This window comes from Candidatus Methylomirabilota bacterium, assembly GCA_036005065.1.
In the GTDB taxonomy this organism is placed as follows: domain Bacteria; phylum Methylomirabilota; class Methylomirabilia; order Rokubacteriales; family DASRDR01; genus DASYQW01.
Window position 1 is genome coordinate 1 of sequence record DASYQW010000315.1, and the last position, 11,261, is coordinate 11,261.

An 11,261-nucleotide genomic window follows, 5' to 3' on the forward strand; every position below is an offset into this window, starting at 1 on the left:
CCAGATCGGCGATCGGCTGGCTGTCCCACCGGAGGCGCGGCTCGCGCGGGTGGTGGTCCTCCAGGAAGCCCTCGACCGACTCGGCGCGGCCGTCCCGCAGCCGGGGGAACGCCGGGAGCCGCCCGGCCACCTCCGCCGGCCCGTGACAGCCGGCGCACCGCCGGCCGAAGAGCCGCTCGCCGCGTCTGGCGCTCGCCACGAGCCGAGCGATTCGGTCGGGGAACACCGGCTGGCCCAGGGCGACCCCGGGGGTCACCGCGAGGCCGGCGCCGAGGTCGGTCAAGTAGGCCGTGATGGCAGTCGCCGCGCGCCGGGGGTCGGCCACCCGGTAATGAAGGGCCACCGCCTCGGCGGTCGCCTGGAGCAGCGTCATGACGCGGGCGTGAGGCGGCGGTAGCGGCCGGAGCTTGGGGAAGCTCGCCGCCCAGCCGCGAATCGCCTCGGGGTCGTGATGGCACGTTGCGCAGGCGACCGGGTTGCCGGGATCCGGCGAGACGCGCCACCAGCGGGCGCCCTCGGCGACGAGGTCTTCTTCGCCCTCGGCCGGCGCCGCCCAGACGAGGAGGAGGGCTGCCACGACCGCCAGGCGTCTCACGAGGGCCGCGAGTGCCGGATCGTGAGGATGCCGACGGTCAGGAAGCCCGTGGCGTACAGAGCGAGGAAGGGGAGCGCCCCGTAATTCCCCTCGCGCCAGAAGAGCCACGTGGTCCAGGCGCAGTAGAGGCCGAGCAGGATCTCGACCAGGCTCCCCACGCGCCGCCGGTCGACGTAGGCCTTCCCGCGCCATTGCCCGCCCTCGGGGCCAATCCCGAACTTCGGCGTGCGGACGAACTCGCGATCACAGCTCCAGAAGGCGCTCAGCACCGCCAGCGTGGTGCTCCAGGCCACCCCGACCCCGATCGTCATGATCGTCGGGAGTCGCCAGGCGTAGCGCCGCCAGTCGGGGTAGAGCACGCGCTGGCCGTAGACGAGCATCGTGCCGGGTCCGAAGGTGGCCACCCCGATCGCGACGGCGACCGCCGCCACGAGCAGGGGCGAGAGCTCGACCTCCCGCAGGCCGAGCACGGGGGCGGAGAGCAGCACGATCGTGAGCATGAGGGGGTGGATCATGTAGTAGGTGAGGTGCACCGCCGCCTGGTACTTGACCCAGACCGGGAGGGAGGAGCGCAGCACGGTGGGCAGGAGCTTGCGCGCCGTCTGGATCGAGCCTTTCGCCCAGCGCCGCTGCTGCGACTTGAAGCCGGTGATCAGGACCGGCAGCTCGGCCGGGCAGACGATCTCCGGCCGGTAGACGATCCGCCAGCCGCGGAGCTGGGCTCGGTAGCTCAGGTCGAGGTCCTCGGTGAGCGTGTCGTGCGTCCAGCCGCCGGCATCCTCGATCGCCGTCTTGCGCCAAACGCCCGCAGTCCCGTTGAAGTTCAGCAGGAGCTTCGCCCAGCAGCGCCCGGACTGCTCCACCGCGAAGTGGCCGTCGATGCCGATCGACTGGGCCATGGTCAGCACAGAGAACTCACGGTTCAGGTGCCCCCAGCGGGCCTGCACCACCGCCACCGTCGGATCGGCGAAGTGCGGGATGGCGCGGCGAAGGAAGTCGGCCGCTGGCACGAAGTCGGCGTCGAAGACGGCGACGAACTCGCCGCGGGCCTCCTTGAGGCCCGCCTCCAGCGCCCCGGCCTTGAAGCCGGCGCGCTCCGTCCGGTGGAGGTGCACGACGTTGATCCCCTCGGCACGCAGGCGGCGAGCGACCTCGGCCAGGATGCTCGTCGTGTCGTCGTCGGAGTCGTCGAGGACCTGGATCTCGAGTCGGTCGGCCGGGTAGTCGAGGCGGGCGACCGCTCCGAGGAGCCGCTGGGCGACATAGCGCTCGTTGTAGAGGGGAAGCTGCACCGTGACCGGGGGCCATACGGCCGGCGGCGATGGGGCGGGCGCCGCCTCGGCTCGGCGCCGGTGCCGGGCGTGGAGGACGACGAGGATGTAGGCGTTGAGCCCGTAGAGGAACAGGCCGAGCAGCACGGCCAGATAGGCGAGGCCCACGACCAATTGGATCGCCGACATGCGCACGATGGGTACGTCGGCTAGGGGGCTCGGCTGAGGACCCACCGTGTCTCCAGAGCCGCTCTCCGGCCAGCGCGTCCGGCTAGAGGGTCGAGACGACGGTCGTGCAGGCGCTTCCGAGCTTCGGCAGGTCCGCAACTGCGGCGGGCTCCCAGTCGATCACGACGCGGTCCCGGCGGGCGAATGGGCAGTACGGGTCGGCCTCGTGGAGCTTGCCCAGGACCGCCCGTCGGCCCGCGCAGCCGCCCCGGCACGGACAGCCGATGCAGGCGGCCGGCATCTCACGGGCCGCGACGAACTCCGCGCTCCCGGCGATCCCCTCCCCCAGCCGCTCGAGGTCCGCGAGCGTCAACTGGCTGGTCGGCCAGTAGGTGCACGGCAGGACCCGGCCGTCGGGGGCGACGCGGACCGTGCTCCGGCCGCACCCGGGCCCGGCGAAGCCCGGCCACCCGAGGACGGCGGCGAGCACGGGCTCGGTCGTCGCCACCAGGCGGGCGGCGCCGAGCAGCCGGCGGAAGCCCTCCCAGAACTCCTCGTAGCTCAGCGTGAAGCGGTCGGTCTTCGCCGGCTGATAGATGTTGACCCGGAGGTTCGCGCCGCAGGCGGCGGCGACCCGGGCGAGGTCGGCCAGCCGGTTGTAATTGGTTCGCATCATCACCGCGGTGACCGTGGCCGGCACGCCGAGCGTCGCGCAGCGCTCGATCCCGGAATGGACCGCGCGCCAATTCCCGGCGCCGCGGAAGGCGTCGTGCTCGCGCTCGGAGGGGAAGTCCAGCGAAAACTCGACACTGTGAAAGCGCTTGACCGCGTCGTCGGGGAGGACGTCCAGGCTCAGGCTGTTGGAGGTCATGCTCGTCTTGATGCCGCGCTCCCAGAGCGTCTCGAGGATGGCCCGATAGTCGGGGTGGAGACCGTTCTCGCCGACGCCCAGGTTCATCGACCGGATCGGGATGCTCGCGCACACGCGCTCGACGTCCTCCAGCGTCAACCGGTCGATCACCATGTCCGGCCGGTAGCAGTGCGGACACCGGAGGTTGCACTCGTTGGTCAGCCCGATGCCGACGGAGAACGCCATCCCGCTTCCTCCCTCCCGGTTTCCGTGGTGAGCGATCATGGCGCGACGAACCTGTAGCCTTGGCCGTGCGCGGTGAGGATGTGCACGGGATGCTCGGGATCTCCCTCCAGCTTCTGTCGGAGCCGCAGGACGTGCGTGTCGACCGTCCGGGTCGTGGGGAACCGCTCGTATCCCCACACCTCGTCGAGGAGCCGGTCGCGAGTGATGACCTCCCCCGGGTGCTCGACCAGGTAGTGGAGCAGGTCCAACTCTTTCCGCGTGAGGCGGATCTCCCGGCCGGCCTTGAAGACCTGACGGGCCCGAAAGTGGAGCCGGACATCACCGAAGGCGAACTCCTCGAGCCGCTGCCGGGGCCCCGGCCGCCGGAGCACCGCCCGCACCCGCGCCAGCAGCTCGCGGAGCGAGAACGGCTTGGTGACGTAGTCGTCGGCGCCCAGCTCCAACCCCAGCACCCGGTCGACCTCCTCCCCCCGGGCCGTCAGCATGACGACCGGGAGGTCGCGCCCCTTCTGGCGGAGCCCCCGGAGAACGTCCCAGCCGCTCATCTTCGGCATCATGATGTCGAGGATGATGAGGTCCGGGCCCTCCTTCAAGGCCAGGGTCAGCCCATCGGCGCCGTTCGTCGCCGACAGTGTTTGGTAGCCCTCGAAGCGGAGGTTGTCCTCGAGACCGCGCACCATCTCCGGCTCGTCATCGACGATCAGGATCCGCGGCACGCCGGCTCCTCATCCGGACCGGAGCGAGGCGAGCGGGAGCCACAGGGTGAAGCGGCTCCCCGCGCCGGGTCGGCTGTCGACGGTGACCCGCCCGCCGTGCGCCTCCGCGATGTGGCGCACCAGGGCGAGGCCGACCCCGCTCCCCCGACGTCCCTGGGTGTCGCTGCGACCCACCCGGTAGAACTTCTCGAAGATCCGCGCCTGCTCCTCCCGGGGGATCCCGATTCCCTCGTCGGCCACCGAGAGCGCGAGGGAGTCATCCTGGATCCGCGCGTCCACTCGGAGCACCTTCCGCCCCACCGAGTACTTGATGGCGTTGTCCACGAGGTTCGCCAGCGCCTGGCCCACCGCGTCGGCGTCCATCGGCACCTCGGGCAGGTCGGATGCGACCGTCACCTCGACGGCGAAGCCCTGCTGCGCCAGCGGATAGTCGAACACCTCCAGCGTTTCGCGCACCAGCGGGTCCACCGGCGTCGGTGAAAGGTCGTATCGCCGGCGGCCGCCCTCGATGCGAGAGAAGTCCAGGACGTTGTCGATCAGCCGGGAGAGGCGCTCGGCCTCGCGCGTGATGACGCGGTAGTATTCCTGCCGCTTCGCCTCGTCAGGGAGCCGACCCATCTCCAGGGTCTCGCCGAACATCCGGATGAGCGAGAGCGGCGTCTTCAGGTCGTGCGAGACGTTTGCCACGAAGTCCGCCTTGAGCCGCACCATCTCCGTCTCCCGCCGCACCAGCCGGTACGTCGCGACCAGGCCGGCCACGATCACGAGGAGCAGGAGGCAGAAGGCCGCGGTGAAGATCGTGATCTGGCGGCGGACCGCTGCCCGCGGGGACGTCCCCGGGGGCTGGTAGAGGGCGACCCGCCACTCGGGCAGCGCTTCCCCGAAGGCCACCGCGACGATCCGGTCGGCCGAGTCCAGGGGCTCTCGACTGTAGACCGGCCGGCCCCGGTGGTCCAGGATCGCCAGGATGGTGGTGGGCCGCTCCTGGGTCCCGAGCGCCGGCTCGAGGATCTCGCGCCGGAAGACCTCGGGGTTCCGGGTCACCGCCGCCAGCACCGGCGCGCCGGTGGCTGTCTTCAGCACGGCCGCCAGGAAGACCTGATCGCCCGCCAGGAAGTGGCGCCGGCCGCCCCGCTCCCAGAACCCCTGCGAGATCTCGCCCAGGAGCCCCACGAAGACGCCGGCGTCCTCGTCCTGCCAGGCGGCCGGGAAGAGGAGCTGGCCCCGGCGGTCGAAGAGATGGAGCCGCTGGACCAGGGGCACCGCGGTCGAGAGCTGCAGTAGCGCCGCCGGCGTGAAGTCGGGCGCCGCGATGATGGCGCGGAGGCGGGCGAGGATCTCATCCTCGGCGCGGGCCAGCACCATTTCGACCTTCTCCGCCGCCATGCTCGCCATGTCGCGGGCCTGCTCGCGGAAGAGCAGCTCGGCCGAGGTCTCCCACTGCCGCAGCGACAGGTAGCCGAGCGCCGCCAGGATCGCGGCCGCGACCAGGATGGCCAGGAGCGCGAAGGTGAGGAAGGCCTTCACCGGCCCCTCACCCGCCTCTCACCCGCCGGGCGGCTCGGCGAGGAGCGTCCCGATCACCCGCTCGGTCTCCGCATAGGCGCCCTCGCCGATGTGATCCACGGTCCATCTGCAATCCCGTTCGCCCCCCGCAGTATCGGGGCACCCGTACCGGACGGTTGTCACAACCATGTCAACGCTCTGTGTCGGGCTCGGGTCCGCGACCTCCCCCGGGGATCAGACGGCGTGGTGCAGCAGCCCCGCCCAGCCCACCCCCGCGGCCGCGCGCTGGCGCAGGGCGGGCTCGAGCCAGCGATCGACCCCGAGGACGCGGCCGGCGTCGGCGAAGGCGAAGCAGAACTGCGGCAGCGTCAGCAGCACCCAGATCCAGCCCCACTCCCCGGGAACGTTATAGGCCTGCAGCGCGATGTTGACCTGCCAAAGGAACCCCCCGAGCCCGGCCAGGCGCGTGAAGATCCCCAGGAGGAGGGCCACGCCCAGAGCCAGCTCAGTCACGAACGTCAGCATCCCGAAGAAGGCGAAGTTCGCGAGAACCACTTCCTGGAGGAACGTCGCCATCCAGGGGAAGGTCGGGTGGGCGATTTCCTGTTCGATCCAGCTGCGGAGCCAGCCGTAGTTCGCCCACGGAGGCTTCGACAGGGCCATCTGGAGGTAGAGCAGGCCGAACGCGATCCGGAAGAGCGCGAGCGGCCAGCCGGGGACGAGCGTCTTGAGGCCGAGCGGGGTGCCGTCCATCAGCGTGGCTCCTTGCGCGGGGGGGCCGCCCCGGGCGGCGCGGCGCGGGATCTCCTCGCCGCGCAGGTCCTGCGGGGAGCCGCCCCCATGATAGCGTTGGTGAGGCCGGCCACCCCGTCGAGCACCGGCGTGGGTGGCCCTCAGGAGCCGAGGACGCGAGGCGTCCGGCGATGCGGCCGTGGAGGCCGTTCGCGGCCGGGCTCACGGCACGTAGACGTCGGCGTCAGGGTAAAAGGCGTACCAGCCGAACCAGTAGACCACGTGGCCGCCGACGCGGGGCAGCGTCCGACCGGTCAGCGGCTCGAGCAGCTGCTCCTCCTCGACACGCCAACGAGACCCGGTGGTCGTCTCGATGAGCTCGCCCGGTGCAGAGCCGGACCGAAAAGTCAGCGTCCCGCGCTCGTAGGCCCTCGCCGAGCGCGTCTCCGCCGCGCCCAGGACGACGACGTTGGTCGTCTCCACGCGGTCGTTCACCACCGACGCCCGCCTGAACACGTCGAGCGGATAGGCCTTGTGGACAGCACCGATCCGGACCGCGAAGACGAGGTCCTTCGTCCGTAGCCGATCGCTGCGCGGCGAGACGGGGAACATCGTGTCCGGGCTGGCGAAGTAACGGCCATACGGGCGGCCCGGCGTGTAGTCTCGCGCGTAACCGGTCTTGAGGTCGAGGACGGTCGTATCGGGATGCTGGGTCCGCCACTCCTTCCAGGTCGTGATCACCACCGGCAGCACCCGGAGACGGACCCCGCTCCGGGCGAGGGGCCCGACCACGGGCTCCCCCTTGAGGTGATTCCACAGGGAATTCGTCTGGTGATCGTACATGAGCTTGTTCGAGCGGAAGAGCAGGCCCGAGGACCCGAAGGTATACGTCGTGCCCTGCGCTGTCGCCTGGAAGAGGGTCCCCGACCCGCAGAGCGTTCAGTAGGCGAGGGCGACCGGCACGCCGCCGACGACGTCGTTCGCCATCTCGTGCCAGTCCATGATGCGGTGCGGGTAGGCGCGGCTCTGCCCGTTCAGGGTGACCCCGAAGACCAGCTCGTCGTCGGTGAGATAGGTCGCCTGGGCGCCGGGGACGTGGGCCGGGTTCGTGAGAGCGGGGATCCCGTCCTTGGCCACCCCGCCCCAGACGATCTCCTCCATCCGGATCCGGTAAGGGATGCCCGGCTTGAACCACTCCAGGAACTCGGGATCGATGAGGCTCAGAAGCCGCCCCTTCCAGGCGATGAACTCGGGAGGGGGAGTGATGTCGGTCTGCTTCTGGACCCATTCCACCCAGCGGGGCCATACGGGCCCGAATCGCTGCCCCGAGAGCTTCTCGAGGACGCCCACGGGCAGTTCCGCGGGGATCGAGAGGTCGAAGCGTAGGAGCTCGATCAGCGCCGGGATCGCGCCGCGATCACCACTGCGCTCGAGAGCGGCGTACGCGCGAATCTGCACGTCCGTCGGCTGGGAGGGGAGCACGTCATAGAGGAGCGCACCGGTCGAGGTTCGAGTCTGGGCCGCTGCGGGTCCAGCCAGGGTGAGCGTGACCGCGAGGAGCCGTAAGGCTCTTACCGATGCCCCCGGGACGCCGGTTCTGGATGGGCCTACTCTACGGCGCGGGCCTCCCATCAGGTGTCACCAAGATGTGTCATCAACGGCCTCGCGCCCCTCTCCGGTCGGTCCCGTCCCCGGCACTGGTATCGCCGTAGCCGGCATTTTGCGATCCACGGTCCACCTGCAATCCCGTTCGCCCCCCGCAGTATCGGGGCACCCGTACCGGACGGTTGTCACAACCATGTCAATGCTTTGTGTCGGGCTCGGGTCCGCGACCTCCCCGGGATCAGACGGCGTGGTGCAGGAGCCCTGCCCAGCCCACCCCCGCGGCTGCACGCTGGCGCAGGGTGGGCTCGAGCCAGGCGTCAACCCCGAGGACGCGACCGGCGTCGCTGAATGCGAAGCAGAACTGCGGGAGCGTCAGGAGGACCCAGATCCAGTACCACTCGCCTGGAACGTTGAAGGCCTGCAGCGCGATGTTCACCTGCCAGAGGAAGCCGGCGAGGCCGACCAGCCGAGTCATGACGCCGAGGAGGAGCCCGATGCCGAGCAGGAGCTCCACCACGAAGGCCACGGTGCCGAACAGCGCGAAATTGGGCACCACCACGTCCTGCAGGAACGCCCCGATCGCCGGAAAGACCGGGTGGGCGATCTCCTGCTCGATGAACCCGCGCAGCCACCCGAAGTTCTTCCATGGCGCCTTCTGGAGCGCCATGTCGAGGTAGAGGATCCCGAAGGCGATCCGGAACAGGGCGAGCGGCCACCCAGGGACCCGCGTGGTGAGACCGAGCGGAGTCGGGGCCATGGCGGACACTCCCTGGCGCGGGCCGACGGGCCGGGCCGCGGCGACCAGCGCCTCCGGAATCTCCCGGAGCGACCATATCGCCCGTCGGGCGTCGCGGGCCGTCCGGGCCGAGCCCACGGGATCACCGTGTCCATCATAGCGCCGGTGGCGCCCCGCGGCGGGCGGGATGCGACGAATCGGAGGGGGTTGGCGCCCCCCAAGACCCAGGAGGGTCGGAGTAACCCGGCGCCGACCACCGAGCGCGTGGTGCATCGAGGAGTGCTCCGAGCGGCGGCTTCGCCGCCGCCCCGACGGGGGGGCCTCGGGGGGTCTTCCGAGACCCCCCCGAAATGACCTAGCCTCCCCGGGCGAACTCGGGGTAGAGCGTCATCCCGCCATCGACGAAGAGGGTGTGGCCGTGCACGTAGTCCGAGTCGTCGGAGGCGAGCCACACCGCCGCCTTGCCGATGTCCTCCGGCAGGCCGATCCGCCCGTAGGGGATCAGCGTGAGGAGGGCCTTCAGGGCCTCGGGCGTCTCCCAGGCGGGCCGGTTGATGGGTGTCTGGATGGCCCCCGGCGCGATCGAGTTGACGCGGATCCGATGGGGCGCCAGCTCCTGGGCCAGCGACTGCATGAACAGGCGGACGCCGCCCTTGGAGGCGGCGTAGTTGACGTGACCAGCCCACGGAATCTGCTCGTGGACCGAGGAGATGCAGATGATCTTCCCGGCCGCCCGGGAGACCTCGGCGCGGATGCCGCGCCGAGCCATCTCGCGGGCCGCCTCGCGGGCGCAGAGGAACATCCCGGTCAGGTTCACGCTGAGCACCGTGTTCCACTGGTCGAGCGTCATCTCGACGAAGGGCGAGTCCCGCTGAAGCCCCGCGTTGTTGACGAGGATGTCGATGGTCCCCCAAGCCGCGAGCATCTCCTGGAACATGGCGCGGACGTCCGCCTCGCTGGAGACGTCGGCCCGGATGGCCCGCGCGTCGACGCCGCTCGTCTTGAGATCGTCCACGACCCGCTGGGCGGCCTCCGGCTTGGAGACGTAGTTGACGACCACCGACGCCCCGGCGGCGGCCAGGGCCCGGGCCACACCCTCGCCGATTCCCGAGCTGGCGCCCGTCACGAGCGCGCGCTGTCCCTGCAACGGTCGGTGCGCCATCAGGCCCCTCCTCCGGAGTGCGGGTTCCGCTCGGCCTCCGCTGCCGCAGACGGGAGCGCTCCGAGCTCCCAGGGCGGATCGATGGCCAGCGGCAGCTCGACGAGCGTCGGGCCGGCGTGCCCCAGCGCCTTGTCGAGGGCCGCCGGCAGCGCGTCCAGCGACTCCACGCGCTCTCCCTCCGCCCCGAAGGCGCGCGCCAGGCCGGGGAAGTCCGGGTTCACCAGGTCCGCCTCGCCCCACCGACCGAACAGCGTCTCCTGGAGCCACTTGATGGCCCCGTAGCGCTGGTCATTCAGCACGAGGAAGACGACGGGGAGCTGGTACTTCACGGCGGTGGCGAGCTCGTTCACCGAATAGAGAAAGCCCCCGTCGCCGGCGACCGCGAGGACCTGGCGCTCCGGATGCGCGATCTTGGCCCCGATCGCCGCCGGCACCGCGTAGCCGAGGGTAGCCGACCCGACGGGGTACAGAAAGGTCCGCGGCGCGAGGACGGGGAAGTGCCACTCCATCCAGTAGTTGAGGCCGGTCTGGTCGTTTACCACGACGGCGTCCGGCGCCAGCCGATCGCGCAGGATAGCGATCAGGCGGTCGACCGTCTCCGTGTACCGCGGCCCGCGGGCCGCGCGGAGGGTGGCGAGCCACGCCCGATCCCACCCGGAGACGGGCGGCCCGGGGCCCACCGCCTCCCGAAGGGCGCGGAGGCCATCCCGCGCATCGCCGACGAGACCGAGCGCGGGCGGGTACATCTTGCCGAGCACGGTCGCGTCCAGATCCAGATGGATCAGCGTCTGGTCGGGACGGAACGCGAGGTTCAGGAGGAGACCCCGCGTCGAGCGGTGCGCGAAGCGGCAGCCCACGGCCAGCACGACGTCGGCCGCCTCGATGGCCGGCTGGGTGGCCCGCCGGTTCGGGAGGACGCCGAGCCAGAGCGGGTCCGTCTCCGGGACGGCGCCTCGCCCCATCACCGTCGTCACGACCGGCGCCCCGAGCCGGCGTGCCAGCAGGAGGAGCTCGCCGCCCGCTTCGGCGGCGATGACACCACCGCCCGCGATCAGGAGCGGACGCCGGGCGCCCCGGAGGTAGGCGTCGGCGGCCTCGGCGATCGAGCGGACGTCGCAGGGCGGGCGGCGCCCTTCGCCTCCGGGCGTGAGCTGGCCTTCGACCCGGGTGGCCAGGAGGTCAGTGGGAATCGACAGGGCGATCGGACCCGGCCGGCCCGTGCGGAAGAGATGGAACGCGCCCTGCACGGCCCCGGGGATGTCGCGCCCGGCCTCGAGGGCCTCGGCCCAGCGGCAGACCGGCTTGAAACAGTCGATCTGGTTCGGGACCTCGTGGAGCGCGCCCAGGTCCGCCCCGACGAGCGCGCGCGGGATGTCCGACATCACGAGCAATACGGGCTGGGAGCCCGCATAGGACTCGACCAGCGGCGTCAGCGCGTTGGTGGCCCCGGGTCCGGTGGTCACCAGCACCACGCCGGGACGCCCCGACGACCGCGCGTAGCCGTCCGCCATGAAGGCGGCGCCGGCCTCGTGGCGCGCCAGGATGTGGCGAATCGTCGTCTGGCGGAGGAGGGCGTCGTAGATGGCCAGGTTGTGGACACCCGGGATCCCGAAGACGTGGCGGACTCCCTCGGCGGCCAGCGCGTCCACGACCCATTCGCCGCCGGTCCGATCC

10 protein-coding genes are annotated in these 11,261 nt (G+C 71.1%); all 10 read right to left on the bottom strand.

Annotated elements, in window-relative coordinates; translation table 11 throughout:
* Window positions 1-595, bottom strand: a 595-nt coding sequence (locus VGW35_21365) for a hypothetical protein (GenBank protein ID HEV8310221.1), incomplete at its 3' end; no start/stop codon positions are given.
* Window positions 592-2,055 carry a glycosyltransferase gene (locus VGW35_21370; protein ID HEV8310222.1) on the bottom strand — a complete coding sequence of 488 codons (1,464 nt, stop codon included), beginning with the start codon at window positions 2,053-2,055 and terminating at the stop codon, window positions 592-594. The genes VGW35_21370 and VGW35_21365, both read right to left, overlap by 4 nt.
* 82 nt (window positions 2,056-2,137) lie before the next feature.
* A complete protein-coding gene (locus tag VGW35_21375) occupies window positions 2,138-3,130 on the bottom strand; it encodes a radical SAM protein (protein ID HEV8310223.1) in 993 nt (330 codons plus the stop codon).
* Between the two features lie 35 nt (window positions 3,131-3,165).
* On the bottom strand, window positions 3,166-3,846 hold the full coding sequence (locus tag VGW35_21380; protein ID HEV8310224.1) for a response regulator transcription factor: 681 nt from the start codon (window positions 3,844-3,846) through the stop codon (window positions 3,166-3,168).
* 9 nt (window positions 3,847-3,855) lie between these two features.
* Entirely contained in the window at window positions 3,856-5,373 is a 1,518-nt protein-coding gene (locus VGW35_21385) for a HAMP domain-containing sensor histidine kinase (GenBank protein ID HEV8310225.1), read from the bottom strand.
* Window positions 5,374-5,586: 213 nt separating this feature from the next.
* Window positions 5,587-6,105, bottom strand: a complete 519-nt coding sequence (locus tag VGW35_21390; protein HEV8310226.1) for a TQO small subunit DoxD — start codon at window positions 6,103-6,105, stop codon at window positions 5,587-5,589.
* A gap of 201 nt (window positions 6,106-6,306) precedes the next feature.
* On the bottom strand, window positions 6,307-7,716 hold the full coding sequence (locus VGW35_21395; GenBank protein HEV8310227.1) for a DUF3179 domain-containing protein: 1,410 nt from the start codon (window positions 7,714-7,716) through the stop codon (window positions 6,307-6,309).
* A gap of 211 nt (window positions 7,717-7,927) precedes the next feature.
* On the bottom strand, window positions 7,928-8,446 hold the full coding sequence (locus VGW35_21400; protein HEV8310228.1) for a TQO small subunit DoxD: 519 nt from the start codon (window positions 8,444-8,446) through the stop codon (window positions 7,928-7,930).
* Window positions 8,447-8,780: 334 nt separating this feature from the next.
* Window positions 8,781-9,587, bottom strand: a complete 807-nt coding sequence (locus VGW35_21405) for an SDR family oxidoreductase (GenBank protein HEV8310229.1) — start codon at window positions 9,585-9,587, stop codon at window positions 8,781-8,783.
* Window positions 9,587-11,261 (bottom strand): thiamine pyrophosphate-binding protein (locus VGW35_21410; protein HEV8310230.1); only part of this gene is annotated, 1,675 nt, incomplete at its 5' end. The genes VGW35_21405 and VGW35_21410, both read right to left, overlap by 1 nt.